This is a genomic window from Microcystis aeruginosa NIES-2549 (assembly GCF_000981785.2).
GTDB lineage: Bacteria > Cyanobacteriota > Cyanobacteriia > Cyanobacteriales > Microcystaceae > Microcystis > Microcystis aeruginosa_C.
This window is the reverse complement of sequence record NZ_CP011304.1, coordinates 4,022,602-4,049,129: the sequence shown is the minus strand read 5'-3', so window position 1 is coordinate 4,049,129 and position 26,528 is coordinate 4,022,602. Positions and strand designations below refer to the sequence as shown.

General features: G+C 43.9%; 24 protein-coding genes and 2 pseudogenes. 9 read left to right on the top strand and 17 right to left on the bottom strand.

Annotated elements, in window-relative coordinates; all coding sequences use genetic code 11:
* Window positions 1–69: 69 nt before the first annotated feature.
* On the bottom strand, window positions 70–987 hold the full coding sequence (locus tag myaer_RS19900; RefSeq protein WP_046663864.1) for a histone deacetylase family protein: 918 nt from the start codon (window positions 985–987) through the stop codon (window positions 70–72).
* Window positions 988–1,147: 160 nt separating this feature from the next.
* Here myaer_RS19900 and myaer_RS19895 point away from each other — a divergent pair, with 160 nt between their 5' ends.
* Window positions 1,148–2,017: an alpha/beta fold hydrolase gene (locus tag myaer_RS19895; RefSeq protein ID WP_046663366.1), complete on the top strand. Its 870-nt coding sequence runs from the start codon at window positions 1,148–1,150 to the stop codon at window positions 2,015–2,017.
* Between the two features lie 171 nt (window positions 2,018–2,188).
* On the opposite strand, the gene myaer_RS19890 is transcribed toward myaer_RS19895, so the two are convergent.
* From myaer_RS19890 to ndhC, 3 genes are read right to left on the bottom strand one after another with little or no spacing between them, the layout of a single operon-like run.
* The gene (locus tag myaer_RS19890; RefSeq protein ID WP_002738424.1) at window positions 2,189–2,692 is read right to left on the bottom strand and encodes an NAD(P)H-quinone oxidoreductase subunit J; all 504 of its coding nucleotides are present in this window, start codon (window positions 2,690–2,692) and stop codon (window positions 2,189–2,191) included.
* A complete protein-coding gene (ndhK, locus tag myaer_RS19885) occupies window positions 2,693–3,436 on the bottom strand; it encodes a photosynthetic/respiratory NAD(P)H-quinone oxidoreductase subunit K (protein ID WP_004163386.1) in 744 nt (247 codons plus the stop codon).
* A 47-nt stretch (window positions 3,437–3,483) separates the two neighbouring features.
* Window positions 3,484–3,846, bottom strand: coding sequence for a photosynthetic/respiratory NAD(P)H-quinone oxidoreductase subunit C (gene ndhC / locus myaer_RS19880; RefSeq protein WP_002739390.1), 363 nt, complete (start codon window positions 3,844–3,846; stop codon window positions 3,484–3,486).
* A gap of 1,210 nt (window positions 3,847–5,056) precedes the next feature.
* On the opposite strand from ndhC, the gene myaer_RS19875 reads away from it, so the two are divergent.
* A complete protein-coding gene (locus tag myaer_RS19875) occupies window positions 5,057–5,350 on the top strand; it encodes a ferredoxin (RefSeq protein ID WP_046663364.1) in 294 nt (97 codons plus the stop codon).
* Window positions 5,351–5,535: 185 nt separating this feature from the next.
* Here the strand turns inward: myaer_RS19875 and hemC are convergent, their stop codons facing one another.
* Complete coding sequence (gene hemC / locus myaer_RS19870) at window positions 5,536–6,495, bottom strand: hydroxymethylbilane synthase (RefSeq protein WP_046663363.1); 960 nt, start codon at window positions 6,493–6,495, stop codon at window positions 5,536–5,538.
* Between the two features lie 288 nt (window positions 6,496–6,783).
* Window positions 6,784–7,422 (bottom strand): annotated as a pseudogene (locus myaer_RS21795) (Uma2 family endonuclease).
* 535 nt (window positions 7,423–7,957) lie between these two features.
* On the opposite strand from myaer_RS21795, the gene myaer_RS22190 reads away from it, so the two are divergent.
* Complete coding sequence (locus myaer_RS22190) at window positions 7,958–8,542, top strand: PEP-CTERM sorting domain-containing protein (protein WP_046663361.1); 585 nt, start codon at window positions 7,958–7,960, stop codon at window positions 8,540–8,542.
* Window positions 8,543–8,609: 67 nt separating this feature from the next.
* On the opposite strand, the gene myaer_RS19850 is transcribed toward myaer_RS22190, so the two are convergent.
* Window positions 8,610–8,783 (bottom strand): hypothetical protein, encoded by a 174-nt coding sequence (locus myaer_RS19850; protein WP_235614774.1) that lies wholly within the window; start codon window positions 8,781–8,783, stop codon window positions 8,610–8,612.
* A 10-nt stretch (window positions 8,784–8,793) separates the two neighbouring features.
* Between myaer_RS19850 and myaer_RS19845 the strand changes: the two are divergent.
* The 4 genes and pseudogenes from myaer_RS19845 to glyQ form a co-directional block, all read left to right on the top strand.
* Window positions 8,794–9,530, top strand: a pseudogene (locus myaer_RS19845) (serine/threonine protein kinase); the annotation flags it as partial.
* A gap of 69 nt (window positions 9,531–9,599) precedes the next feature.
* Complete coding sequence (locus myaer_RS19840) at window positions 9,600–10,208, top strand: IS607 family transposase (RefSeq protein WP_046663863.1); 609 nt, start codon at window positions 9,600–9,602, stop codon at window positions 10,206–10,208.
* Entirely contained in the window at window positions 10,186–11,361 is a 1,176-nt protein-coding gene (locus tag myaer_RS19835) for an RNA-guided endonuclease InsQ/TnpB family protein (protein WP_046663360.1), read from the top strand. The genes myaer_RS19840 and myaer_RS19835 overlap by 23 nt, the downstream gene beginning before the upstream one ends.
* 274 nt (window positions 11,362–11,635) lie before the next feature.
* Complete coding sequence (gene glyQ, locus myaer_RS19830) at window positions 11,636–12,511, top strand: glycine--tRNA ligase subunit alpha (RefSeq protein ID WP_046663359.1); 876 nt, start codon at window positions 11,636–11,638, stop codon at window positions 12,509–12,511.
* 219 nt (window positions 12,512–12,730) lie between these two features.
* Here glyQ and rpsJ read toward each other — a convergent pair whose 3' ends face one another.
* The 5 genes from rpsJ to rpsL all read right to left on the bottom strand — a co-directional run bounded on the left by rpsJ (window position 12,731) and on the right by rpsL (window position 17,750).
* Complete coding sequence (gene rpsJ / locus myaer_RS19825) at window positions 12,731–13,048, bottom strand: 30S ribosomal protein S10 (protein WP_002800099.1); 318 nt, start codon at window positions 13,046–13,048, stop codon at window positions 12,731–12,733.
* Between the two features lie 90 nt (window positions 13,049–13,138).
* Complete coding sequence (gene tuf / locus myaer_RS19820) at window positions 13,139–14,368, bottom strand: elongation factor Tu (protein WP_046663358.1); 1,230 nt, start codon at window positions 14,366–14,368, stop codon at window positions 13,139–13,141.
* Between the two features lie 153 nt (window positions 14,369–14,521).
* Window positions 14,522–16,597 carry an elongation factor G gene (gene fusA / locus myaer_RS19815; protein WP_046663356.1) on the bottom strand — a complete coding sequence of 692 codons (2,076 nt, stop codon included), beginning with the start codon at window positions 16,595–16,597 and terminating at the stop codon, window positions 14,522–14,524.
* A 143-nt stretch (window positions 16,598–16,740) separates the two neighbouring features.
* Window positions 16,741–17,211, bottom strand: a complete 471-nt coding sequence (rpsG, locus tag myaer_RS19810) for a 30S ribosomal protein S7 (protein ID WP_002758831.1) — start codon at window positions 17,209–17,211, stop codon at window positions 16,741–16,743.
* Between the two features lie 155 nt (window positions 17,212–17,366).
* Window positions 17,367–17,750: a 30S ribosomal protein S12 gene (gene rpsL, locus myaer_RS19805; protein WP_002740176.1), complete on the bottom strand. Its 384-nt coding sequence runs from the start codon at window positions 17,748–17,750 to the stop codon at window positions 17,367–17,369.
* A 288-nt stretch (window positions 17,751–18,038) separates the two neighbouring features.
* Here rpsL and myaer_RS19800 point away from each other — a divergent pair, with 288 nt between their 5' ends.
* Window positions 18,039–19,235 (top strand): DNA double-strand break repair nuclease NurA, encoded by a 1,197-nt coding sequence (locus tag myaer_RS19800; RefSeq protein WP_046663355.1) that lies wholly within the window; start codon window positions 18,039–18,041, stop codon window positions 19,233–19,235.
* Window positions 19,236–19,668: 433 nt separating this feature from the next.
* On the opposite strand, the gene myaer_RS19790 is transcribed toward myaer_RS19800, so the two are convergent.
* Both myaer_RS19790 and metG read right to left on the bottom strand, forming a co-directional pair.
* On the bottom strand, window positions 19,669–20,274 hold the full coding sequence (locus myaer_RS19790; protein ID WP_002743578.1) for an NYN domain-containing protein: 606 nt from the start codon (window positions 20,272–20,274) through the stop codon (window positions 19,669–19,671).
* Window positions 20,275–20,374: 100 nt separating this feature from the next.
* Window positions 20,375–21,988, bottom strand: a complete 1,614-nt coding sequence (gene metG, locus myaer_RS19785) for a methionine--tRNA ligase (RefSeq protein ID WP_046663354.1) — start codon at window positions 21,986–21,988, stop codon at window positions 20,375–20,377.
* Window positions 21,989–22,144: 156 nt separating this feature from the next.
* On the opposite strand from metG, the gene myaer_RS19780 reads away from it, so the two are divergent.
* Window positions 22,145–22,861, top strand: coding sequence for a lysophospholipid acyltransferase family protein (locus myaer_RS19780; protein ID WP_046663353.1), 717 nt, complete (start codon window positions 22,145–22,147; stop codon window positions 22,859–22,861).
* A 423-nt stretch (window positions 22,862–23,284) separates the two neighbouring features.
* Here the strand turns inward: myaer_RS19780 and myaer_RS19775 are convergent, their stop codons facing one another.
* The 3 genes from myaer_RS19775 to myaer_RS19765 are packed head-to-tail and all read right to left on the bottom strand — an operon-like array spanning window position 23,285 to window position 26,465.
* Window positions 23,285–23,977 (bottom strand): Rho termination factor N-terminal domain-containing protein, encoded by a 693-nt coding sequence (locus myaer_RS19775; RefSeq protein WP_046663352.1) that lies wholly within the window; start codon window positions 23,975–23,977, stop codon window positions 23,285–23,287.
* Window positions 23,974–25,308 carry an AAA family ATPase gene (locus myaer_RS19770; protein ID WP_046663351.1) on the bottom strand — a complete coding sequence of 445 codons (1,335 nt, stop codon included), beginning with the start codon at window positions 25,306–25,308 and terminating at the stop codon, window positions 23,974–23,976. The genes myaer_RS19775 and myaer_RS19770 overlap by 4 nt, the downstream gene beginning before the upstream one ends.
* A gap of 59 nt (window positions 25,309–25,367) precedes the next feature.
* Complete coding sequence (locus myaer_RS19765; RefSeq protein ID WP_046663350.1) at window positions 25,368–26,465, bottom strand: RRXRR domain-containing protein; 1,098 nt, start codon at window positions 26,463–26,465, stop codon at window positions 25,368–25,370.
* Window positions 26,466–26,528: the final 63 nt, after the last annotated feature.

Sequence of the window (26,528 nt, the reverse complement as noted above, 5' to 3'; positions counted from 1 at the left end):
TACCTTACCGCATTAGATCACTTTGTTACCAATCTTTTTAAAGAAATGTAACGATTACCCGGAATAGGATCAGAGCAAAGCTTCTAAGGTGGCGACGACGGAAGCCGCTAAAGTTTCTAAATCATAACCGCCTTCTAAGCCGAAAAGCAGCGGTTTATTGAGAGTTAAGAGGTATTTGGTTAAAATTCCATAATCTTGTGGGTGTAAACAAATTCCCGCCAGAGGATCCGCTTGATTGGCATCATATCCAGCACTAACAATCACTAAATCCGGTTGAAAATTTTTCAGAAAAGGTATGACTTGCCCCTCAAAATGTTCTTGATAATCTTTAATCGTACTTCCCGCCGATAAGGGAATATTCAAAACATTATTAAACTCCCCTTTTTCTCTCGCTTCTCCCGTGCCTGGATAAAAGGGGAATTGATGAAGGGAACAATAGGCAATCTGGGGATGATTTTCGACTATATCCTGGGTGCCATTGCCGTGATGTACGTCCCAATCAAGAATCGCTACTTTTTGCACTCTTTTGTTTTCCAAAGCATAATAAGCGGCAATAGCAGCATTAGAAAACAGACAGAAACCCATGCCATAATTAGAAGTGGCATGATGTCCGGGTGGACGGGCTAAAATAAAGACAGGATCGCCAGTAGATAAAACTCGATCTACCCCATCTAACCAGCCACTAACCGCTAGTAACGCCACATCGTAACTACGCGCAGAAACGGGAGTATCGGCATCCAATCTTCCTCCGCCCTGTTGACAAATTCGCCGCAATCTATCAACATAATCTTGATTATGAACTTGTTTAATCAAAGGAATTACTTCGTCGCGAATTTCGAGCGGTGTGGGTAAATGCCATGTTAATTTTGACTGCCATTCTGTTTGTTTTAAAGCCTCGACAATTGCCGTTAAACGCGCCGCTTGTTCGGGATGGTAAATACCTGTATCGTGATCGAGAAATTCATCGGAATAGATAATCGAGATCATAATCAAATTACTGCTTAACTCGTTGATTTTTGAGCAACCCAATGGTTTTAATCTACCAGAAAAACAGGGGATTGAGGAACTATAGTGAAAAAACTTTACTGATTGGGCCACTTTTGCCGGATGATGCAATTATCTCCCCTTAAGGTGACAGGAGGCAAAAATGCTGACAAATTTTCAGAAATTTCAGCTAGAAGTTAATGGCATTACTATCAATGGTGTCAAAGGTGGGCGCGGTTTTCCGCTGCTTTTGCTGCATGGTTATCCCCAAACCCATCAAATGTGGCATAAAATCGCCCCCCGATTAGCGGCTAATTTTACGGTAATCGCCACGGATCTGCGCGGCTACGGGGATAGCGATAAACCCTTACCCCTAGAGGATTCTAGCAATTATTGCAAGCGGGTGATGGCCCTCGATCAGGTGTTGCTGATGGAAAAATTGGGTTATCAGGAGTTTTATCTGATCGGCCACGATCGAGGGGCGCGAGTTTCCCACCGTATCGCCCTTGATTTTCCCGAAAAGGTCAAAAAACTCGTTTTACTCGATATAGCACCGACGCTGGCGATGTACGAGGCGACTGATAAAACTTTTGCCACTGCCTACTATCATTGGTTTTTCTTGATTCAGCCTTCTCCTTTTCCCGAAACCCTGATCGCCGCTAATCCCGATTATTATCTACAACATTGCTTGCAAAGTTGGGGGCGAGATTTTAGCGCTTTTACAGAGGAAGCTTTGGGGGAATATCGGCGTTGTTTTCGAGATTTAAGCACGATAACCGCCACCTGTGCCGATTATCGGGCCGCCGCTACCATCGATTTAGAGCATGATCGTCAGGATTTAGACCAGAAAATTTCCTCTCCTCTCTTGGTTCTTTGGGGAAAAAAAGGTTTCATTGCACGTCAATACGATGTGATCGCTCTTTGGCAGCAGCGAGCTAATCAAGTCACGGGACAGGCGATCGCCAGTGGTCATTTTTTACCGGAAGAAGCACCGGAAGAGACGGCACAGGCGATCGAGGATTTTCTTGGCTAAGTAATACTAAATCCAGTTATTAAAAACTGATTATTTATTCTCCGTTTTGCAGGAGTGCCTCTCCTGATATGTAGTCCATACTCAGCGGATTTAGTATCAAAAAAAAATCGGGCTAGAAATAGCTTCCAACCCCATAGGATCAATAACCTAATTAGTGATTAAATTCTCGACTTAGTAAGCGTCCTGTAGTTCGTAGAATTCGGGAGAAACGTAATCTTTGCGTAGGGGCCAACCGACCCAATCTTCCGGCATTAAAATCCGTTTCAGGTGGGGATGTCCTTCATAAATAATGCCGAACATATCATAACTTTCTCGTTCTTGCCAGTCAGCAGCTTTCCAAATCCAGTAAACCGAGGCAACCCGGGGATTATCTCTAGGAAGAAAGACTTTTAAGCGCACTTCCACGGGACTATCGACATTATCGGTTACTTTGACCAGATGATAGAAACTAACTAATTCTTTCCCTGGTCCCAAATCGTAAGCGCCCTGACATTGGAGATAATTAAAGCCATAAGCGAATAAAGCAGTGGCCAGAGGAATTAAAAATTCTGCTTCTACTTTAATCAATTCCACACCACTATGGTCAGCTTCTAAAGCTTGATGATCAAAACCATTTTCGCTTAACCAAATCGAAGTGGGGCCAGCTTGCACAATAGCTGTCGTTTCTTCAGTCATTTAGATTTCTTCCTTTTGTTTCGTGGTCAAAAGAGCGGGAGGAACAGGCATCCCGGTGGCTTCTAGTAACTCTTTCGGAGGTGCTTGACGGGTGGCCGATTGCAGATATTTACCCGTAAGAATCGGTTCCGTGGCCTGCATTTTGTGGGTGGTGCTGTAATAACGATTGGTTTGTTGGAGGACAGTCCCGCGTTCTTGAATAGATTCGTTAGCGACTTTTTTCCGCAGTTTAATAATCGCGTCGATAATCGCTTCCGGACGGGGGGGACAACCGGGTATATAGACATCCACGGGGATAAGTTTATCTACCCCTCTAACTGCGGTGGTGGAGTCACTGCTGAACATTCCCCCCGTAATCGTACAGGCACCCATGGCGATAACGTATTTAGGTTCCGGCATTTCTTCGTACAGACGCACCAAAGCGGGGGCCATTTTCATGGTGATTGTACCGGCAGTGATGATTAAATCGGCTTGCCGGGGACTAGAACGGGGAACTAAACCAAAGCGATCGAAATCAAAACGGGAACCAATCAAGGCCGCGAACTCGATAAAACAGCAAGCTGTACCGTATAGCATCGGCCAAAGACTTGACAAACGCGCCCAGTTATACAGGTCATCAACGGTAGTCAGGATGACATTTTCCGATAAATCCTGGGTAACTTTGGTGCGTTCGATGGGATTGAGGATTTTTTCGCTTTGTTGTGCGATAATTTGCTTAAATTCGCTGGTAGGGTTGGGACTCATCGGGTTATCCTCTCATGAAAAGTCAAAAATAAGGAAAATTATGGCCGTTATGACCATTCTAAGGCTCCTTTCCGCCAAGCATAGACGAGAGCAACCACAAGGATAGCAATAAAGATCAGTGCTTCTACAAAAGCTAATAGGCCCAATTGATTGAAAGCCACTGCCCAAGGGTAGAGAAAGACGGTTTCCACGTCAAAAACCACGAAAACGAGGGCAAACATATAATAACGAATGTTAAACTGAATCCAAGCACCGCCGATCGGTTCCATCCCCGATTCATAGGTAGTGCGTCTTTCCGGACCGCCACCACTAGGCCGTAGGACTTTGGAGGCAGTTAGGGATAGGATTGGTACTAAACTGCAAGCGAGCAGAAATCCTAGAAAATACTCGTAACCTTTGAGGACAAACACTGGGTTTTTTTTCTCCTTATTCGCTATCGACAGGGGAAGTTGTCGGCATCTCTATGGCTACTTATTATAGAGGCTTTAGCAACCCCTCTCCTTCTCAAAAGCAGTACTGAAGATGTTTATCGATAGCATTAGCTAATCATTGGGTTGAGCTTCGCTTCTGTCTCTGTTTTGCTCTTGCTCTGACGGGGTGACGAAAAAGCCTAAAATCCCTATGAGAAGCCAAGTGTAGCCAAATATGGTAAAACAGAGGTGGCTGCGATCAGCTGTTGACTATCTCAATGAGTACCGGTGTTGTCAGTTCGAGCATTTGTACTAAAATTTTTCCTAGGCAGTGTAAATTATGAGAAATGCTGTCCAGCGGATTATAGTTTGTTTGTTAATGCACAGGCTCAAAGCCGCGATCGCTTAAGACAATATATCATTATGCAGTTACTAAAACTGACCCCCTAGAATTTTGCTAAATCTCTTAATAGCTTGTTTATGTCTTAAAATAAGACTGATTAGATTATAACGATTACAATTTAAGTAAGTAGTTATTGCCTCTGATCCCCCCTGCCCCCCTTAATAAGGGGGGTGCCGATAGGCGGGGGGATCCCCCCTGCTCCCCTTGATAAGGGGGGTGTCTGACAGCTTTTAACCCCTACCTACTTAAATAGTGACGAGTACAATTTCCAATCCCCAGTCGGATTAACTTTGTTAGCTATAGCATCCCTAAATGAAATGTGAAAAGGTATCGTATTTTTTAAGGTTAGGAAAATTAAATGATTGAAATTTAGCCAAAAACTCGAACAGTCGTTTAACCACAGAAAAACCTTTCGCCATCCCATAAAATCTGCTCAAAAGAGTTGTTAACTGTAGCCAAATCGCTTCTACTAGATTTTTTTCGGTTTGGTGCGCTCTCAGTTGTTTGCTGACGCTTTTGGCACTATTTGACCGAATAAACCCTTTTTAAGGCATTAGGGAAGGATGGGCTATGCAGATTTTTGTTTTACGAGACTAGGCTATTTTTAATTAAACAGCTAATCTGCTAAAGTGATAAGTAAATATTATTTTAATTTATTTAAGGCTGTGATTACTAATGCTAAGTTAAGCTGAGTAAATTTTCGCGTAGTATCAAAAAGGAAACTCATTCGAACCGTTCAGTCTAAACGGCGATAAAAGGTAATTTTGACACTGCCGTTTTCACTAGATTGATTAAGAGGAACAATCTATGGCAGATTATAAAGTCACCCTGAAAACACCCGATGGCGATTATACAATTGATGTTCCCGATGATAAATATATTCTCGATATAGCGGAAGAAAAAAAATTAGATTTACCTTTTTCTTGCCGTGCTGGTGCTTGTTCTGCTTGCGCTGGTAAAATCGAATCTGGTAGCGTTGATCAATCCGAGCAATCCTTCTTAGATGACGATCAAATTGAAGCGGGTTATGTCCTCACCTGTGTGGCCTATCCTACTTCTGACTGTGTGATCGTCACCAACAAAGAAGAAGATTTGTACTAATTTAACTCAATATTTGGGGGTTAGATACTCCAACAATACAACAATAATAGAGCGGGAACTGCAAGGGCGACAGTTCTCGCTTTATTTGTATTTTTACCTCTTGACTCGACAATGAGATAAAGCCCAAAAATTAATCCTGCAGCGGCAGGGTGTGGGGTGTAGGGTTAATGGGCGCTGATCACTGATTATCGGCCCACTTCAGCGAAAATCTCGGCTAAAATCTCTCCAGCACCAGCCTCGCGCACTTTATGGGCTAAATCTCGTCCTAAGACTTCCCCATGGCTAGGATCGCCGCTAACCGAGTCCTTAATCAGGCGCTTACCGTCGAGACTAGCCACCATACCCGTTAAAGTTAGAATACCATCCTCGATCGCCGTATTCACTCCGATGGGAACTTGACAGCCCCCCTGCAACTCGCGTAAAAAAGCGCGTTCAGCATAGCATCTATCGCGGCTAGGGGCGTGTTCCAACACTTTTAGGACTTGCAAAACCTCCGCATCCCCATCGCGGCATTCTATCCCTAAAGCCCCCTGTCCCACCGCATGGAGAGAAATTGCTGCCGGAATAACCTGATGAACTCGATCGCCTAATCCTAACCTTTCTAGTCCCGCTACTGCCAGAATAATCGCATCGTATTCTCCCGCGTCCAGTTTTGCCAGACGGGTGTTAACATTGCCGCGCACATCTTTAAAAGTCAGATGGGGATAATGATAACGCAACTGGGCTAATCGCCGCAGGGAAGAAGTCCCCACCACCGCACCTGCCGGTAAAGTATCTAATTGATAGTCTTGGTTTTGGCTATTTACCACCAAAGCATCGGCCGGATTAACTCTTTCCGTGACGCAACCCAAGATTAAACCTTCGGGCAAATTAGTGGGCAGATCCTTGAGAGAATGGACAGCAAGATCGATCGATCTATCCAACATTCCCACTTCTAATTCTTTGGTAAATAAACCCTTATCACCGATTTTCGCCAGGGCCACATCGAGAATTTTATCGCCTTGGGTACTCATCGTCTCCACCTCAAACTGTCGATGGGGGTGGTGTTTACTCAATTCTGCCTGTACCCAATAGGTTTGTACTAGGGCTAACTGACTTTTACGCGAACCGATACGCAGGGAACGAGGAGGACTAGAAACGGACATATCTGAAGTAGGAATTTAAGTAAACATCTATCTGACTGCTCGATCTAGACTATCCTGATCTCACCCCTGTTGAGTAATCACTTTCTAGGTTAGGCATAAATAGTTACATCTCTTAATATTTTTAGACAAATAGGGTGATGGGGTTTTCGGGAAGGGGACAAAGTTTTAAGCTCAGTGGTTCGGTTGCTGCGCTGCTATCTAAAAAATTAACCCACTACAAACCCTGCAAGGGTTAATCAGGGTTGGGGTTGCAAGCAGTTCGATAAACTCACTGACCACCTTGCACCCCTAGAGGGTTTCATCGGGATTAATGCCTAATTCTCTTAATCTTGCCGTTAACTGCTCAATTTTTTGTAAAGCCAGTTCTTTTTGTTGTCTTTCATATTCCTTTTGCTGTAAAACCAGTTCTTTTTGTTGACGTTCAGATTCTTTCGCGTGTTTCTCCAGAAGAGCGGCTTCGACCGGTGTTGGGATTAATTGACCTTTAGGACTAAAATAACGGAATTTATCGGCGTAGATACCTAAATATAAGCCCAATTCTTCACTTCATAACCAACCCTTCGGCCTGGCTCAGGGCAAGCCTTGCTGATTGGGTTCAATCGGTTGATATTTTCCCTCTTCTTGCCATATTACCCAACTTTTCCGGTTTTGGTTTCTAGTTGTCCCTAATACTACAAAAAAGTCAGGTTCTCTAAAGTATTCTGATTTTTTCTGATTTGGGCTGTAGTAGATGGTTAAATTCCAGGTTGCAAAGTAATCTTCTCTATCTTGCCATAACCATTCTAGGCATTTGATCAATAAAATAATCTGAGTTAGATGTAAATTACTTTCCCAGGTTGGTTCATCACTCCAAAATTCGCCTTTTGGGAAGATTATCTCATCTTTTCGGGCGGTTTGGCCAGGGGATAGGGGTTGAGTCGTAGTCATGGTTATCTGCTAGGAATAATAAGCTGCCTGTGTATTTAAACTGCTGGTTGTGATGGGACAAGGGACAACAGTAAAGGGATTGGGAGAGATGCCACCAATCTAAAAATAAGCGGTTTGAATGCCTCTTAGCTTATTTTTGGGGAAATGGGGTTTTTGGGAAGGGGTTAAAGTTTAACTTAGTGTCAGCATTCGTCCCTCGCGCTTAGTGCGATGGGACGGGCCTTTTAAAGGAGCGAATTAATTCGCCCCAGGTTTCCCCTCATGAATGCTGACTTTGTATATATACAACTCCCGAAAGCTGTGTGATCATAAACACAGTGTCCTGATAACTTGATGAACAAAGCAGACAAATTTAAGATCTGCCCCAATACCGAGCAAAAAATAGCTTTAGCTAAAAAAAAGCTTTGGCTGTTGCAGTTGGTTTGGGAATTATTCCCTGAATTTATATTAACTTTCTGAAAATACTTGACTACCCACCCACCCCGTGTTAGCATCGACCGTGTAGCTAATGGTATTTTTTCCTTAGAAAACAATTATGTCCTTAAAAACCTCTTTAGCCGTTGCCACTACCGCCATCGGCTTAACCATCTTGGCTTCTCCTGCCCAAGCTGCCCTGTTCTCTTTCTCCTACACTTTCAATAACCCATTCTCATCACCAACAGCTGATACTCCAGTAACTGTCACGGGAACACTGACAGGAACAGCTACAGGGAATATTGTGGATGTCACTCAAGTAACCCCGCTATCGCTCTCCTATGCCGAAACTACGCTTAACTGGACTGATTTCGATTCCTACAGTAATGCGTTTTCTAGTAGCGGTGCCCCTGCTAAGGTTAGTTTCGATGGTTCAGTGATGGATATTGTCTTTGGTTCTGACACTGGTTGGTCTGAGTATTTTGGCTTTGGCCCTAGTGCTATCGACCCTGCGAATGGCTTGGTTTTTAATTCTTTGTTTGCTGCTGCGCCACTTGATGCTCTTGACACAGACGCTGAAGATACCCCATTTGTGCCTACTGCTCTAACGTGGCAGTTACAACTCGTCCCGGAACCGGGTAGCGTTGTTGCCTTATTGGGGTTAGGGTTGGGTGCCTTGGCTTCTAAAGTTATCAAAAAAGGTTAATTTTGGTTTTCCCGATGAGGGTTGGGATTGCAAGCAGTTCGATAAACTCACTGAACACCTTGTACCCCTACAGGGTTTCATCGGGATTGATGCCTAATTCCCTTAATCTTGCCGTTAACTGCTCGACTTTTGGTGAAGCCAGTTCTTTTTGCCGACGTTCAGATTTTTTGGACTGTCTCTCCAGAATAGCGGCTTCGACCGGTGTTGGGATTAACTGTCCCTTAGGACTAAAATAACGCAATTTATCGAAAATTTGGGTTAAACACAGTAATCAACCCGAAACCGTTAAACCCGTTTTTGCCACGGAGGAAAATAATTTAAATTCTGCCACAGATAGGGCATGGCAACGGAAAGCCGAGATGAGAAAGCGTCTTCTAGAGTTGGGAATTGATGGTAAGTTTTTTAAAAATCTCGTCAAGGAATTGTTTAGCCTCTGCTACGGGGATATCAAAGAGGAAAAACAGAAACAGGAACAAAGAGATATTTTAGCAGCAGAAATCCTCGGTATCGCTTAGAACGTCTCGATTTTGAACCTAGGGAAGCATTAGGTAGCTAAAACGAGCAACAGCGACAAAAATGGCGAGAACAAGTGAATCAGTTACGATTAAGCAGTATAGTCCTTAATTTACTCACTGATAATGCCTTTTTTCAGCTATTTCCAGAATTGACAGAAAGACCAAATTTTGATAAGAGTCTAGGGCAATTGTGGAGTGGTTTGGCCTGGAATCAGTTAGAATCTTTACAGTCTGGCCTATCCTAACAAGCGATCAAAAGTTTAGACGCGGGAGGAGAAGAGATTATCGAGGCAATTTTCAGCCAGGGACAAGGAAAAGCCTATGGGATAAAATTGCGTTCCAGTGATCGGTTAAACTTAAATTTAGAGACGGAAGGCGAAGTTTTACTATCTTTCTACTTTCCCACGGGTAATATTACCCTTTTAGACAAGTCTAGCGATCGGCAATGGTCTGGTCAATTATCCGAAGAGGGTTAATCACAGGAACCAAAAACCTAACTAATACTATCCAAAATTACTCATGACTTATGCTATAATAGTTTTATGAGTAAGTTGACCATATCAGAAGCGGCTAAATTAAAAGGTGTAAGCGTATCGACATTAAGACGTTGGGAGTCTGAAGGTAAACTAATACCAGAAAGAACTGCTAACGGGCATCGACGTTATACCGTCTCTCAGTTGCTTGGAGTAAAAGAGAATCTTTCCTATACTGTTGGCTATTGTCGCGTTTCTAGTCATGATCAAAAGAAAGATTTAGAACGTCAAAAAGAAGTTGTCGAACTGTTTTGCGCTCAAAACGGTTGGCAAGTTGAAATTATAGACGACTTAGGTTCAGGACTTAACTACAACAAAAAAGGATTAAAGCGATTAATTCGATTGATTGTTGATAGTAAAGTAGAGAGATTGGTCTTAACTCATAAGGATAGATTACTTAGATTTGGTAGTGAACTAATCTTTAGTCTGTGTGAGCAATTCGGAACTGAAGTTGTCATTATCAATCGAACTGAAGACAGTACATTTGAGGAGGATTTAGCGCCAGATGTCTTAGAAATTATTACGGTATTTTCCGCTAGATTGTATGGCTCTAGAAGCCATAAAAATAGAAAAATCGTAGAGGAGTTAAGAGACGTTGCTACTAGGATTCAAGACTGAGTTAAAACTAAATAATCAACAACGCTCATTATTAGCCCAACACGCAGGAACCGCACGTCATGCTTGGAATTGGGGTTTGGCTTTAACCAAGCAAATTTTAGACCATAATCAAGCTAACCCTGATGAAAAAATCAAGTTTCCTACGGCTATTGACCGACCTGAATGGTTGGTAGCATTGGTAAAATCAGAGCATGATTGGTATTACCAAGTGTCTAAATGCGCTCCCCAATGGGCGTTAAGAGCTTTATCTGATGCTTGGAAAAGATGCTTCAAGAAGATAGCTAAACCACCAAATTTCAAGAAGAAAGGTAAACAGGATAGTTTCACTTTAGATGGGAGCATTAAAATTGCCCATCAAAAGATAAAAGTTCCTGTGATTGGTTGGTTAAAAACTTACGAGCGGCTACCTGATGGATACCAGCCAAAATCTGTTACTATTAGTAAAAAAGCTAATAGGTGGTTTATTAGTTTTAAGATGGAAGTTGAACAGCAAACAACCAATAAAACTCATGATGTAGTTGGTTGTGATCTGGGAATTAAATCTTTGGCTACTTTATCGACAGGTGAGACGTTTGAAGGCTCTAAAAGTTATCGTAAATACGAAAAACAATTAGCCAGACTTCAATACTTGAACCGACATAAGGTAAAAGGTTCAAATAATTGGAATAAAGCCCAACGGCAAATAGCTAAACTTCATTTTAAAATAGCTAATATCCGTAAAGATACGTTACATAAACTCACCACTTATTTAGCCAAGAACCACGGCCAGATAGTAATTGAGGATTTAAACGTGTCTGGGATGATGACTAATCACAAATTAGCTAAAGCCGTTCAGGATATGGGTTTTTACGAGTTCCGAACCATACAACTTGATTATAAAACTCAGTTGTATGGTTCGGAATTAATCATAGCTGATAGGTGGTTTCCTAGCAGTAAAACCTGTTCCAATTGTGGGTACAAAAAAGAGTCTCTATCTTTAACTGAAAGAGTTTTTGAGTGTGAGCAATGCCATGTAGTTTGCGGTCGAGACTGGAACGCTAGTCTAAATCTAGCTTCTTTGGCGGTGAGTTCCACCGTGTCAGCTTGTGGAATAGATAGTGCCGACACTACTACAGTGAAGCAGGAAGTTAACGTCAAATTTGCTCATGAGTAGATTTGAGTAAGTTTAACAGAACGGATTTTATGAATTAGTTATTCTTCCCCAGTCTTCTACCCTGGTTCACTTTCACTTACAGTTAAAAGTAAGTCAATGACTTTAACTGTCAGCCTTTTCAGTTATAAGTTATCAGTTATCAGAGGTGAGTTTTCAGTTCACTGATTACTGTTTACCGTTCACTGTTCACTGATAAAATCTCCCCACTTCTCCACTTCCTCACTTCTCCATTTCCCACTTCCCCAACCCCTAATCTGCTTTTTTACTTTTTCCCATGTCTTTAACTTTCCAAGCTGTTATCGCTAAATTAAATGAATTTTGGGCTGCTCGCGGTTGTTTAGTGGCTCAACCCTATGATACCGAAAAAGGTGCGGGAACCATGAGTCCCCACACTTTTTTAAGGGCAATTGGTCCGGAACCTTGGGCCGTTGCCTATGTGGAACCCTGTCGTCGTCCTACGGATGGCCGTTATGGCGAAAATCCCAATCGTTTTCAGCATTACTATCAATATCAAGTCCTAATTAAACCCTCTCCCGATAATATTCAGGAAATCTATTTAGACTCCCTGCGGGTGTTAGGAATTAACCCAGAAGATCATGATATTCGCTTCGTGGAAGATAACTGGGAATCTCCCACCCTCGGTGCTTGGGGTGTGGGTTGGGAAGTGTGGTTAGATGGGATGGAAATCACCCAATTTACCTACTTTCAACAGTGTGGGGGTATCGATTGTCGTCCCGTGGCGATCGAAATTACCTACGGTTTAGAAAGATTAGCCATGTATCTGCAAGATGTGGAGGCAATTAATAAAATTCAATGGAATGAAAATATCCTCTACGGTGATATTTTTCTACAAAATGAAATCGAACAATGTACCTACAATTTTGAGGCTTCTAATCCTGAGTTATTATTTAGTTTATTCAGTTTATACGAACAGGAAGCTAAACAACTCATCGAGCGTTCTCTGGTGATTCCCAGTCTAGATTATGTTCTCAAATGTTCCCATACTTTTAATTTACTCGATGCTAGAGGTGTGATTGCTGTAGCTGAAAGAACCCGTTATATCGGCAGAATTCGCCATTTAGCCCGACAGGTTGCTCAATTGTATTTACAGCAACGAGAAGCTTTAGGTTTTCCCCTACAAACGGTTTAGCGATCGGTGGCATCTCAATTGTGGCGATGCACCCTTAACAAGTGTACTGGCCTGCTTTTAATAACTTCTTTTTATACTAAATCCTATCTAAAAGTTATGGGAGAGTGGGGAGAAAAAATCCCTAACTTGGGAGTTAATCAGACTATTAAAAAGGGATTTGGTATCACAAAGAGTTTCTAAGAAAAAAAGATGTTAGCGATAACATCTTTTTGGCATTTTTTACAACTTAACTTCAATATCAACCCCTGCGGGTAAATCCAATTTCATCAAAGCATCGATTGTCTTAGAAGAAGGTTGGTAAATATCAATAATGCGGCGATGGGTGCGGGTTTCAAAATGTTCACGGGAGTCCTTGTCAACGTGAGGGGAACGCAGGACACAATAAATCTTTCTTTTGGTCGGTAGGGGAATCGGTCCGATCGCTGTGGCGTTAGTTCTATTGGCAGTATCGACAATCTTCTCACAGGAAGTATCGAGTAGGCGGCGGTCAAAAGCTTTCAAACGAATGCGAATTTTCTGTTGTTGTAACGTAGCCATAATTTCACCTATTGCAGTTGTCAAGGTACGAGATAAAGACAGTAACGGAGCAGCTTTTAAATTCACTGCCCCGTTAATTAGTAGATTAGCCTACTTGATAATTTTCGAGATAACGCCAGAACCGATGGTGCGACCACCCTCGCGAATAGCGAAGCGCATACCCTGTTCAATAGCGATCGGGTTGATCAGTTCCACGGTCATTTTGATCCGGTCTCCCGGCATGACCATTTCTACAGTGCTGCCATCATCGGCGGTGTAGTCTTTGATAGTGCCAGTTACGTCGGTTGTGCGTACATAAAACTGAGGACGATAGTTTTTAAAGAAAGGAGTGTGACGACCACCTTCTCCTGCAGTTAACACATACACCTCACCTTCAAACTGGGTGTGGGGTTTGATTGTATTCGGTTTAGCGATCACCATGCCGCGCTCGATGTCGGTTTTTTGGATACCACGCAGGAGGATACCAGCGTTGTCACCGGCCATCCCTTGGTCAAGACTTTTCTTGAACATTTCGATCCCGGTGACGGTGGTGGGGCGAGTTTCTCTGATCCCGACCAATTCCACGTTATCACCCACTTTCACAATACCGCGTTCGATCCGACCGGTAGCCACCGTCCCCCGACCGGTAATCGAGAATACGTCTTCTACCGCCATCAGGAAGGGTTTATCGATATCCCGTTCGGGGGTGGGGATATAGCTATCCACCGCGTCCATTAATTCATAAATTGCGTCCACCCACTCGTTATCGCCTTTTTGGGCCTTGGGATTTTTGGCCATGTAGTCGAGGGCTTCTTTCGCAGAACCGGCAATAATGGGGATATCGTCGCCAGCAAAGTCGTAACTGGTGAGAAGTTCGCGCACTTCCAGTTCTACGAGTTCCAGTAACTCCTCATCGTCCACCATATCTTTTTTGTTGAGGAAGACCACCAGGTTAGGTACACCCACCTGACGAGCCAGCAGGATATGTTCCCTGGTTTGGGGCATCGGGCCATCGGCAGCCGAGACCACGAGAATACCACCGTCCATCTGTGCCGCACCGGTGATCATGTTTTTTACATAGTCCGCGTGGCCGGGGCAGTCCACGTGTGCATAGTGGCGATCAGCAGTTTCGTACTCAACGTGAGCGGTGTTGATGGTGATCCCGCGAGCCTTTTCTTCGGGAGCGGCATCGATTTCATCGTATTTTTTAGCTTGGGCATTACCCAGAGCCGCTAGGGTCATAGTGATAGCGGCGGTGAGGGTAGTTTTGCCGTGGTCAACGTGACCGATCGTACCGATGTTAACGTGGGGTTTCGTCCGTTCAAATTTAGCGCGTGCCATTTACTTTCTGTTCCTTTGTTTTTTTTTCTTCTTCAGCTGGGTGAACATTAATCAGTCACCAGAGATCAGTTTTAAGTTAGCAGTTATTAGGGTTGACCGATCAAATTTAAATGATCGGTTTGTCTTCACTGCTCACCGGTCACTGGTCACTGATTATCCGTTCCCTTTACTTTTGGCGATAATCGCCTCGGCCACGTTGCGGGGGACTTCTTCGTAATGGCTAAATTCCATGGTGAAGATGCCCCGTCCTTGGGTTTTGGAGCGAATATCAGTGGCGTAACCAAACATTTCCGCTAAGGGAACTTTAGCGGAGACTTTGGCGATGCCGGCCTCGGTTTCTTGGCCTTCGATTTGTCCCCGACGGGAGTTAAGATCACCGATGACGTTACCGATGAAGTCTTCGGGTACTTCCACCTCGACCTTCATCATCGGTTCGAGGAGAACGGGGGTAGCTTTCATCACCGCTTCCTTGATCGCCATGGAACCGGCAATCTTAAAGGCCATCTCGGAGGAGTCCACATCGTGGAAAGAACCATCTACCAGGGTTGCTTTCAGGTCGATGACGGGATAACCCGCAACGATCCCCGATTCGCAAGCTTCTTTCATCCCTTGTTCTGACGGGTTGATGTATTCTTTGGGGATAGCACCACCGACAATTTTGGAGACGAAGACAAAGCCTGACCCCGGTTCACCCGGTTCGAGTTCGATGACGACGTGGCCGTACTGCCCTTTACCGCCACTTTGACGGATAAATTTACCCTCGGCCCGTACGGGTTTCCGCACAGTTTCCCGATAGGCAACTTGGGGAGCGCCCACCGTCGCTTCGACTTTGTATTCCCGCAGCATCCGATCGACGAGGATTTCCAGGTGCAGTTCTCCCATCCCGGCGATTACCGTTTGATTGGTTTCGGGATCAACTTTGACCCGGAAGGTGGGATCCTCATCGGAGAGAGCTTGCAGAGCTTTGCTGAGTTTCTCGATGTCCTGTTTGGTTTTCGGTTCCACCGCCACGGAGATCACCGGTTCGGGGATAAAGAGGGATTCTAGGATAACCGGGTTTTTCTCATCACATAGGGTATCCCCGGTAATGGTGTTTTTCAGTCCGATCGCTGCTCCTAGATCACCGGCGCGCAGTTCATCCACTTCGATCCGTTCGTTGGATTTGAGGACGATCAGGCGAGCGATCCGTTCTTTGGTTCCTTTGGTGGAGTTGTAGGCGTAGCTGCCTTTGGCTAACACACCGGAATAGACCCGCAGGAAGGTTAAACGACCGAAGGGATCGGCCATGATTTTGAAGGCCAGGGCCGAGAAGGGCGCATCGTCCTTAGCCTCCCGGATTGCCTCGCTACCATCGGGAAGAATCCCTTTAACGGCGGCTACTTCCGAGGGTGAGGGCAGATAATCGACGACGGCATCGAGGAGCAGTTGTACCCCTTTGTTTTTGAAAGCCGAGCCGCAGAGGACGGGAACAATTGTACCTGCAATCGTCCCTTCTCTGAGACCGCGTTTGATTTCGGCTTCGGTGAGTTCTTCACCTTCTAGATATTTTTCTAGGAGTTCTTCATCGGCTTCCGCTACAGCCTCCACCAGCTGCAGGCGGAATTCTTCGGCCTTTTTCAATAAGTCTTCGGGAATGTCGGTTTCTTCTATGTCTTTGCCCAGATCGTCCTTATATATATAGGCGCGCATCTTGACGAGATCGATGATCCCGCTCAGTTCGCTTTCCGCGCCGATCGGCATTTGGATGGGAACGGCGTTAGTTCTGAGGCGATCTCTTAATTGTTCGTAAACTTTGAAGAAGTTCGCTCCCGTTCTGTCCATTTTGTTGACAAAGGCAATCCGGGGTACTTTGTACCGATCGGCTTGTCTCCAGACGGTTTCTGATTGGGGTTGTACACCACCAACAGAGCAGAAAACTGCCACCACGCCATCGAGTACCCGCATGGAACGTTCCACTTCAATGGTGAAATCGACGTGGCCGGGGGTGTCAATGATGTTGATGCGATGATCTTGCCAACTGGTACTGATGGCGGCGGCGGTGATCGTGATTCCTCGCTCCCGTTCCTGTTCCATCCAGTCGGTAATTGCCGTTCCGTCGTGGACTTCGCCCAGTTTATGAGCGACTCCCGTATAGAACAGGATTCTTTCTGTTGTCGTTGTTTTGCCCGCGTCTATGTGAGCGGCGATTCCGATGTTTCGCACTCTCTCTAGCGGGATAGTCCGTGCCACAGCAACCTCCTTGCTTTGCTTGCCAGTGATGGGGTTTTGTTCTAGGATTTTTTACACTATTTACAATTCTATACTTTTCTTGACAGTTTTTTGGCGGCAGCGGTGTGGTCTACCGCCCTTAAAGTATCTTTAAAGTATCTTTCTTAGTAACGATAGTGGGCAAAGGCTTTGTTTGCCTCTGCCATCCGGTGGGTTTCTTCCCGTTTTTTGATCGTGCCGCCCGTTTCATTGGCCGCATCCATGATCTCGTTAGCTAGTTTACCAGCCATGGTTTTGCCGCCTCTAGTCCGAGCATAATGGACTAACCAGCGTAGTGCTAATGTACTACCACGGTTGCTCCGTACTTCCATCGGTACTTGATAGGTGGCTCCACCGACCCGACGGGCTTTCACTTCCACTAGGGGGGTGGCGTTTTTAACGGCTTTTTCAAATACTTCTAGGGGTTCTTGACCGGTACGTTCGCCGACGGTTTTTAGGGCATCGTAGACGATGTTAGCGGCCAGGGATTTTTTGCCCGATCGCATGATCCGGCGGATGGTCATGCTGACTAAACAGCTATTGTAAACGGGATCTGGGGGAATAGGACGTTTTTTGACGTTTTTACGGCGAGACATCGGAATATTCCTTGATTTTTTAGGTTAACTTTAACTTTTGCTTGACAGTCGGATGATTACAGCCCATCTCAAACCCTCTCCTGCGAGTCTTAAGTCTCTTGGGTTAACTTTGACCGACTCGGTGGGAGTATTTTTTTGGTTAATCAATTTCCTGTTTATTTAGCGGCGGGTTTGGGGCGTTTGGTTCCGTACTTAGAGCGCGCCTTTTGACGGTTTTTCACCCCGGTGGCATCGAGGGTGCCGCGAATGATGTGATATCTGACTCCGGGTAAATCTTTGACCCGACCGCCGCGAATGAGGACGACCGAGTGTTCTTGTAGGTTATGACCGATGCCCGGGATGTAGGCTGTCACCTCAAATCCAGAGGTCAAACGTACCCTAGCCACTTTCCGTAGGGCTGAGTTGGGTTTTTTCGGTGTGGTGGTATATACTCTTGTACAAACTCCCCGGCGTTGGGGGCATTGTTTGAGGGCGGGAGATTTGGTTTTTCTTTTCGCTTTGGATCTTTCGTCGCGTATTAATTGCTGAATGGTGGGCATGATAGGGCTGTATCTAAGGTTACTCTGAACTCCTATTACCGAAGGTCAAATCGTTGACAAAAGGTCATTATAGCAAATTGTCGCTCTTGTTGTCAAGTCAGCGATTGTGCTTTTCTCCGGTTTAGAGGTTAGAGATTGTCTTTTTGGCTAGATAGCAAAATCTGGGTGGCTGTGGAAGGAAAGGCGGCAACCGCAGGTATTATGGATAAATTTGGCAATAATTGACAAAATTATCCTTAGAGACAGGAAATTGCGATAAAATCAAAAAAAGTCAGGGAGAGGATAGCTATGCTCGATCTTGCGAAATTAGCGGCAAAAATGCCAGGGATTAGTCAACATTTTCAACAGGAAGTGGCAGCTAGTCGTGAGCGAGTGCAAAGGGCTAAAATTCTTTTAGAACAGGCTCAACAGCAACAGGAAAAACTGCTAGAACTCTATGATAACTGGCACGATCGCCTAATTTTCTCCGTAGCGCTACCGATCGAACCTCTCGACACCCGCATTACTATCCTTCCCCCTCCCGAAAGTCATAGCGTTTTTGCCACGGATGGTTCCCAGATTGCCCCTTCCCACCACGAAATCGCCTACTGTTATCTAATTAATATCGGTAGGATCATGTTGCACTATGGTCAAAATTTACACCCTCTCCTCGATAGCATTCCCGAAGTCTATTACAAATCAGAAGACCTCTACATTTCTAAACAGTGGGGTATTCGCGTGGATGAGTGGATGAGTTATCGTCGGACGGTATTAGAAAGCCAAATGTTAGCGGAAATGGCTACTCGTTGGGTAAAACCCCCCGGCGCCCATTATGAACCAAATTTAGCCCTCGTGGATGGTTCTTTGATCTATTGGTTTATCGATAGTCTCCCCCCGGAAGCAAAAGATTTAATTTTGCCACCGATTTTTCAGTCTTGGGACGATTTAAAATCAGCTAGAATCCCGCTTATAGGTTATATTAGTGCTTCTCGTAGCACGGAAGGCTTAAATTTCCTGCGTTTACAATCTTGTCCCCATGATACTCCCAATTGCTTGATCAATTGCGGTGATTTAGAGCCAGACAAAACCCCTTGTCGCGTTGTCGATCCTCTCCGGGATGCCTCTGTCTGGGGTTATTTATTGGAACCGGGGCAAAGAAGTCCTTTTTGGCGCAGTTCTTTGAAAATCCTCGATCTTTATGGGGATGAGCATCGTATTTACTTCTGTTATCTCCATGTGGGGACGGAAATCGCTAGGGTAGAGGTTCCTGCTTGGGTGGTGGAGGATCGAGAATTACTCGATCGCTCTTTGAGTATTTTACTGGCCCAGGTGTTAAAAGGTTATGGTTATCCGATCGCCTTAGCGGAAGCGCACAATTTAGCGGTGATTAAAGGTGGTGATCGCCTGCGTTTTTTTGCCCTTTTGGAACAACAAATGATTAAAGTCGGTTTACAGGATGTGGGAACATCTTATAAGGAAGCGAGAAAACGCAGTAGTATTGCTTAATTGAGGAGGCAGCAGATGGGGAGTGGTTATACTAAATCCAGTTATTGCATGAGTGCCTCTCCTGATATGTAGCCTATACTCAAGGGATTTAGTATTACTTCCGATTTTATCGCTCAATCCAAGCTTTTGGGGGGTAGAACCCCCCAAACCCCCCGTTGGGGGCGTGGCGCCGCCCCCAAACCCCCCGCGCATTAGTTTTTCGGTGGGATGCTTACACGCAGCTGCTGACACATCTGTAATAATTTAAGAGTCACTCCACTTCCATGAGTGCCTCTCCTGATATGTAGCCTATACTCAGCGGATTTAGTATCACTGATAACTGCTAACTGATAACTGATAACTGATAACTGCTAACTGATAACTGATAACTGATAACTGATAACTGAAAAAGGTGGGAATTACCCACCTTAAACTTGATTTTTGCTGAATTGTTCTAGCGACTGCTACGATCTTGGTCCAAGACGCTGACGGGGAAATTATTATAACTAACGTGATGTTTGCTGGTTTTTTGAATTTCTTCTTTGATTTGATCTAAATCAACATAGCGATCAGCCACATTAATTAAACTATCACTGGTCATCGATCGCAAACTAACCACTTCCACTCGCGCACCACGGTAACTAACGGAATCGGCAGCATAGGCTAAATCCCCATCACCACTGACAATGACTGCGGTATCATAGGAACCCACTAGAGCCATTAAATCCACGGCGATTTCCACGTCGAGATTGGCTTTTTTGGAACCATCGGGCAATTGTACTAGATCTTTAGCGATGACTCGATAGCCGTTGCGACGCATCCAGAGGAGGAATCCCTGCTGTTTTTCGTTAGTGCGATCAACTCCAGTATAAAAGAAGGCCCGCAAGAGACGAGAACCGGCAGTTAAACGACAAAGTAATTTGGTGTAGTCAATTTCGATACCTAATTGCAGAGCTGCATAAAATAAATTAGAACCATCGATGAAAATCGCCACACGACCGCGATTTTCTAGCACTTGTTCGGGGGTAAAGACTGGGGCTGTGTCATAATCATCAAACATTTTATTTTTCCTCGTTTGTTAAAAGTTTAGTGTTGGGTGTTTGCCAGTTGTGTCCGAAAGGACAACAGACCTTAAAAAATAGAGTTATCAAAAAATTCCCTTAGGAATCGTTTAACGGCAGTTCTAGTTTAGAAAAGATCGGTTCAGGTGTTCCTAGTTGTGGATTTGTGGGTAATCCCCATTGACAGTGTTGGGAAAAAGAGACACCATCAGGGGAGTTTTCTCCGTCCTCCGACCTGAAAGTATTAAAATCAATAACAAAACCCAGTTGTTGATAAATTTTACTGCTCAAGGTCGGTATTATCGGTGAAAGTAGGTAGGCAGAGAGTCTTACTGATTCCAAAACTGCGTAGAGGACTTGTTCTACCGCTGCTTGTTGTTTCTGTTTAAATAAACTCCAGGGCGCACTCTCATCGATAAACTTATTACTAGCACGAATTAACGCCAATATTTCCTCACAGGCTTGATTAAATTGTAGCGCATCGTACTTCTGTTCAACAATGCCCCCTAAATTGATCCCCATATTCTTAAGGTGATTATCGTTGGGGATATCTACACCGGTCAACTGGGGGGGGTTATTTTGGCAGTATTTTTTAACCATGCCTAGGGTGCGATTGAGGAGGTTGCCTAAATCGTTGGCTAAATCTGCGTTAAGAATATTAACAAATCTGGTTTCCTGAAAATCGCCATCCTGTCCTAATTCAATCTCTTTGACGAAATAGTAACGGACGGCATCGGCCCCGTAGCGCTCAACTAAATCGAAGGGATCGAGGGTATTACCGAGACTTTTGCCCATTTTCCGCCCGTCTTTGGTCAAAAAGCCATGGCCGAAGACTCTTTTAGGCAAGGGTAAACCCGCCGACATTAGCATAGCCGGCCAATAAATGGCATGGAATCTTAATATATCTTTACCGATCAGATGCAGATCGATCGGCCACCATTTGGCCAAGGCATTTTCTAGGGTGGGTTCGTCTTCGGGGTCGAGAAGGGCGGTAACATAGCCAAGAAGGGCATCAAACCAAACGTAGATGGTATGCTTGCCATCGTGGGGAATGGGAAACCCCCAAGCCACATTAACCCTAGAGATGGAGAAGTCCTGTAGTCCTTGGTTGACGAAGTTGAGGACCTCATTACGTCGGCTTTCCGGTTGAATAAAATCGGGTTGCTCTTGGTAAAGTTGTTCTAGTTGCGTCTGATATTTAGAGAGACGGAAAAAATAGTTTTCCTCGTCGCGCCATTCGGCGGCCAGATTAGTATGAATGGGACAACAGCCATTATCTAACAGTTCTCTTTTTTCCTTAAATTCTTCACAGGCGACGCAATACCAACCCTGTTGGCGATCTAGATAGATATCGCCTTTTTCCCAGACTCTTTCAAAAAATTCGTTAACAATTGTCTGATGACGGGGGGCGGTGGTGCGACTAAAGCGATCATACTGGATGTGTAGCTTGGCCCAGAGATTGGCAAAACTGGTGGCGATGCGATCGCAGTGTTCCTGGGGATTGAGTCCTTTGGCTGCCGCAGTCCGTTCGATTTTCTGTCCGTGTTCGTCGGTTCCTGTAATTAGGAGGACAGAATTCCCCTGTAACCGCTTCCATCGTGCCATAACATCCGCTACGATCGTTGTGTAAGCACTACCGATGTGAGGGACATCGTTGACATAATAAAGAGGTGTTGTTAAAGCAAATGTTTTTCGCTCATTTAAATCATTCATGAAATTTATTTTTTTAAATAGACGAGGCTGCCCCGAGGCTGGTCCGTAGATGATTGGGACATAATCCCTTATATTTTATGATCCTCTAATTCTGTTTTATCCTTTAGTTGTAGTCTAAGTCAATAAAAACAATCTTAAGGCCGATTTTTTTTTTCCATGAAGCTGCTTACCCCCCTATCCACCTCTCGTTTAATTCTTGATACCACGCGCACGAGTCTGTTTACCGTCGGTCAAGAAAATCTACCCGGCCAAGGAGTGGCGATCGTGGTAAGTAACCATCGCAGCTTTTTGGACGCGCCGATCTTAATTCAAGCTTTGGGCAAAACTCTCCCGATCGCCTGTCATCACTACATGGGAAAAACGCCGCTTTTGCGGGAATTAATCGGAGAATTGGGCTGTTTTCCCTTTGATACCCCTGAAAAACGCCACCGGACTTTTTTTCGGCAAGCAACGGATTTTTTACAGTCCGGACGATGGATCGGTTTATTTCCAGAAGGTGGATCGCCGATGTTAAATTTGACTGCTCCTCGTCAAATTAGCCGTTTTCAGAGCGGATTTGCCCATTTAGCCCTGCGTTGTCCCGTGGAGAATTTATTTGTCTTACCTGTGGCTATTCTCTCCGAGTCGGAAACTGTTATTAGTCCTTTTCCCGTGCGTTTGCTGCGCTGGTTAGATACCACGGAACCTTTATTCGATCAAGATGGTTGGCATCCCGTTGTATTTTATCATCGTGTCAAGGTGGCGATCGGTCGTCCCTATGGAATTACTGAGAGCGATCGCTCAGATTATCAAGGTAAACAAGGAAAAAAAGCCCTTAATCGTTTAATTGGTCATTGTCAGTCGGAAATTAGCGATTTATTGCTGAAAGGGTAGGTCATGAGACTCCGAGACAGCCTTGAATCAGTTATCAGTTATCAGTTATCAGTTATCAGATGTGAGTTTTCAGTTCACTGATTACTGTTTACTGTTCACTGAAAATACTTCCCACTTCCTAACTCATAATTCATAATTGATACTGGAGTGATTTGTTATAAGTAGGGAGGCACAATTATTTGTAGGATGGGTTAGCGGTAGCCTAACATGATCGGGCGTTGGGTTTCATGCTTCAACCCAACCTACGTTCTAGGGTTGATTCAAGGTAGGGTTGATTCAAGGTAGGGTTGATTCAAGGTAGGGTTGATTCAAGGTAGGGTTGATTCATGAATCAACCCTACCCCGACTGTTTACTGTTCACTGAAAATACTCCCCACTTCCCCACTTCCCCACTTCCTAATTGATAATTCATACTCCTTTTTCTTATTGCGCTAATATTCTGACTAGCTCTGCTTTCTTCATCTTGCTTAAACCAACGATTCCTTTTTCTTTGGCTAGAGTCTTTAATTCGGAAACAGTCTTGAGTTTGAGAGTTTCTTCTGAAAATTCCTCAATCACTGCATCTTGTTGAGATTCAGGAGTGAGATAAAAGACAGTTTTGAGTAAATCTAATCCCTTCCCTTTTGTAATTCCACACTTGAGGGCAACAATTGAATCTAAACTCTTCCAGAATTGACGGGGAGCTTCATCAATCCTAGCAGTAGCAGTAGCTAATTTAACTGTTTTTAGGGGGCTATTCGGTTGTTCAATTAAGAACTGTAAAGCAGATTTAATTTCTTCTCTTGAAGCTGTTGAAAGATTTAGTTTTGGGGTTTCTTCTCTTGCCAAAACTCTGGATATATTCCTAGCATCTTCTGTTCCATCGGCAATAATACACCAAATTCTTTCTAGTCCAGCCCTTTCAGCCACAGCATAAACAAATGAGTTGCCGATAACTTCATAGCGATCCTCTGATAGTTCTTTGACGATTACAGGCAGCCAATTGCGTCCACCTGTCTGCTGTAATAGTTTGGCAGCAACTTCAATTAAAAAACTATCAGCATCGGTCCCATTGGTAATTTCTATTTCATCTAAGTAGAGATACTTCAAAGTACCAATATCGGTATATTCCATCATTGTAAAAAATACTCCTTTGCTAAGTCTTTGTAATACTCATAAACGGAAATATGTTTATAAACGGCCGGCACGCGAGCGAAAGCAGCACTGGCTATAATAGCGTATTCTGGCAGGTGATGAATATGTGAATTTTTACTGGCAGGAGTGTATTTGGGATAAAAATAGTGTACAAGGTTTTTGTCATTTTTTAGTATTTGATTAATTTCTTTTTGGGCAATCTCTAACTGTGGTTGAGTAATCTTCTCACCGTTGAAAAAAATTGGTAAGGCTATGGGAGTCCCATCTTTTTTTAATTTTTGCATTGGCGGCAGAAACTCCTTGATGGCAATAGCTGCATTATGAAGGGAGAATGAATTGTTATGTTTTGTGGGTAAGAGGACAACATCAGCAGCATAAACAGCCAGCTGGCTAGGAAATCGCCAATTGGGAGCTGCATCTATAAAGATGTAATCATATTCATATCTAGCTAAGTCTAATTTTCTATGGAGAGTGAATATTTTCATTTGAGAATTATACTGAAAGTCCGGATAGTCTGCCATTTTAGGATCAGCAGGAACAACGTCGAAGGTAATTTGTCGTTTTGGATTCTTAAAAGTATAGGGAATAATCACTGATTTTAGATCAATATTGCGATCAGTTAAAGCCTTTTCTAGTAGGCCATCTTCTGGGTTTATATTTAGGATAGATTTAGTTAAATCTCGTTGATTAAAATCAAAGTCTAAAACTAAAACTTTTTTACCTAAAAAGGCAAGGAAAGCGGCAAGATTTACGGTTGTGGTGGTTTTGCCTACACCGCCTTTATTATTGTAAACAGTAACCGTTAATGCTTTGGGAGTATTGTCAATTTTTGTCTTGATCCGAGCTACGGTCTCATCAATGTTCTCAGGAGTTATTGCTATGCAAGTAGTGGCAGGAAAAATGATTTTACCATGTTTTCTAAATAACTGGATGTGTGAACCGTTAGTGATAATTCCCCATTGGGCTGCTTTACAGTTATTCCCTAATAACTGACGCTTTAACTGATTGACAGTTGCCTTATAACTTGGACTATTTTCAGTTAGGTTAATATCTCTACCTTTTAACTCTATTAGCAGAAAAGGATTACTCTTTGTCTGCAAAAAAATATCGTTTTCTAGGTTTCTCCGAGTGGCAAAGTCGGTAATCCCACCGCCTCCCGTGTCGTACTGTGGAATTATCTCCGTGGTTGAAAATCCTAAATATGATATCAGGTAAGGTGCAAAGTTGGTGCTAACGATCGCTTCCGACGCATCTTGAGGCAAATGCTGAAGATAAGATTTGAGACTTGTTACTCTGGGGGTGTTATCTTTCATCGAAAAAATGGGTCTGAAACCCCGCCCTTTAGCGATAGCGGAGGGCAGCTTTATATGAGTTAGCGAGAAACAATTAAACCGTTAGAACGACGAATTAACTGAATCTTACTAACAGCTATCTGTCCCAATCGTTTCCAACTGGTATCGCTTACAGATAGCTGTTTTTCGGTATCTCCACTTACATAACCAATCCCTTTGGGAGAAGAAACTAAATCTCCTTTACGGAACCCATGTCTTGTGGTAGAGCCACCATATTTACGTCGTTTACCACCCTTAGAAAAAACCATCAGGTGAAGTTGACGACGACTAACAGGAGGACGTTTGATGACAGCAAAGGGAGCGTTTGTTACTTTAACAGAACCCTTCCAATCATATCCATGACCATTAGAATTGTGAAATGGCCAATAATCTAAAAACTGAAAACAGGCAAGAGCAATTCCATCGTTAGCATGACTTTCGGGTGATTGTTCTGCTTTATTTTTGGACTTTTCTAGTCGCAAATACTTTCTGAGATTAGAGGTTTGCCAACCAAAGCGAGTATGGACTGTTGCCAATTGAGACAGTTGCTCAATAGCCCATTTTTGTCCGACCATAACCGACGAGAAACCTTTTCCAGACTTAGCTCCTTTTCTACCAGAAGTTATATCAATATCGGCTTTGATGTACTCAAAATAAATATCGGTAATTGGATAGATTTTGGTTAGTTCGGAAACGACTCGAAGTTCAAGTTGACGATTAGCTCTGATTGAGGGAGCTAATTTTCCTGTTCTTCTATTTGAAAATCGTTTTTGTCGATGCGCTCTTAGATTAAAAGGAAGTTGGCGGTTAATCCGTCTTCCTCTACGTCCTCTTCGCATTAAGCACCGATTGTCCATCCGCTCTTTTACTCGTTTAAAAGGAAGTTCTAAGTGAGCCTTCCAAAGAGTAAAAAGAGAGGATTGAACGCCAATTCCCGAAAATAATTTACCCGGGTCAATACCAATGGCAATCGGTTGGGTTTTACTATCGGAAGGTTCATCGGTTAGCTGGACATAGAAAATACCTAAGTCGTTGAATTTACCGATAGCTTTTCCTTCCTTAATCCACCGTCTAGCCCGACTGGGTTTGGTGGGCATTAACGGTTTTCCGTCTTTTGAGATAACAGGAACTCTTGCCATGGAGATAATCCTTAAGAGTGAAGTTAAAGTCCCTTACCGCAACACAATCAAGATGTCTTGTCT

Bases quoted from the DNA above. Each gene is read 5' to 3' on its own strand.
- myaer_RS19900 (WP_046663864.1), bottom strand. From the start codon at position 987: ATGATCTCGATTATCTATTCCGATGAATTTCTCGATCACGATACAGGT.
- myaer_RS19895 (WP_046663366.1), top strand. From the start codon at position 1,148: ATGCTGACAAATTTTCAGAAATTTCAGCTAGAAGTTAATGGCATTACT.
- myaer_RS19890 (WP_002738424.1), bottom strand. From the start codon at position 2,692: ATGACTGAAGAAACGACAGCTATTGTGCAAGCTGGCCCCACTTCGATT.
- ndhK (WP_004163386.1), bottom strand. From the start codon at position 3,436: ATGAGTCCCAACCCTACCAGCGAATTTAAGCAAATTATCGCACAACAA.
- myaer_RS19875 (WP_046663364.1), top strand. From the start codon at position 5,057: ATGGCAGATTATAAAGTCACCCTGAAAACACCCGATGGCGATTATACA.
- hemC (WP_046663363.1), bottom strand. From the start codon at position 6,495: ATGTCCGTTTCTAGTCCTCCTCGTTCCCTGCGTATCGGTTCGCGTAAA.
- myaer_RS22190 (WP_046663361.1), top strand. From the start codon at position 7,958: ATGTCCTTAAAAACCTCTTTAGCCGTTGCCACTACCGCCATCGGCTTA.
- myaer_RS19840 (WP_046663863.1), top strand. From the start codon at position 9,600: ATGAGTAAGTTGACCATATCAGAAGCGGCTAAATTAAAAGGTGTAAGC.
- glyQ (WP_046663359.1), top strand. From the start codon at position 11,636: ATGTCTTTAACTTTCCAAGCTGTTATCGCTAAATTAAATGAATTTTGG.
- rpsJ (WP_002800099.1), bottom strand. From the start codon at position 13,048: ATGGCTACGTTACAACAACAGAAAATTCGCATTCGTTTGAAAGCTTTT.
- tuf (WP_046663358.1), bottom strand. From the start codon at position 14,368: ATGGCACGCGCTAAATTTGAACGGACGAAACCCCACGTTAACATCGGT.
- rpsG (WP_002758831.1), bottom strand. From the start codon at position 17,211: ATGTCTCGCCGTAAAAACGTCAAAAAACGTCCTATTCCCCCAGATCCC.
- rpsL (WP_002740176.1), bottom strand. From the start codon at position 17,750: ATGCCCACCATTCAGCAATTAATACGCGACGAAAGATCCAAAGCGAAA.
- myaer_RS19800 (WP_046663355.1), top strand. From the start codon at position 18,039: ATGCTCGATCTTGCGAAATTAGCGGCAAAAATGCCAGGGATTAGTCAA.
- myaer_RS19790 (WP_002743578.1), bottom strand. From the start codon at position 20,274: ATGTTTGATGATTATGACACAGCCCCAGTCTTTACCCCCGAACAAGTG.
- metG (WP_046663354.1), bottom strand. From the start codon at position 21,988: ATGAATGATTTAAATGAGCGAAAAACATTTGCTTTAACAACACCTCTT.
- myaer_RS19780 (WP_046663353.1), top strand. From the start codon at position 22,145: ATGAAGCTGCTTACCCCCCTATCCACCTCTCGTTTAATTCTTGATACC.
- myaer_RS19775 (WP_046663352.1), bottom strand. From the start codon at position 23,977: ATGATGGAATATACCGATATTGGTACTTTGAAGTATCTCTACTTAGAT.
- myaer_RS19770 (WP_046663351.1), bottom strand. From the start codon at position 25,308: ATGAAAGATAACACCCCCAGAGTAACAAGTCTCAAATCTTATCTTCAG.
- myaer_RS19765 (WP_046663350.1), bottom strand. From the start codon at position 26,465: ATGGCAAGAGTTCCTGTTATCTCAAAAGACGGAAAACCGTTAATGCCC.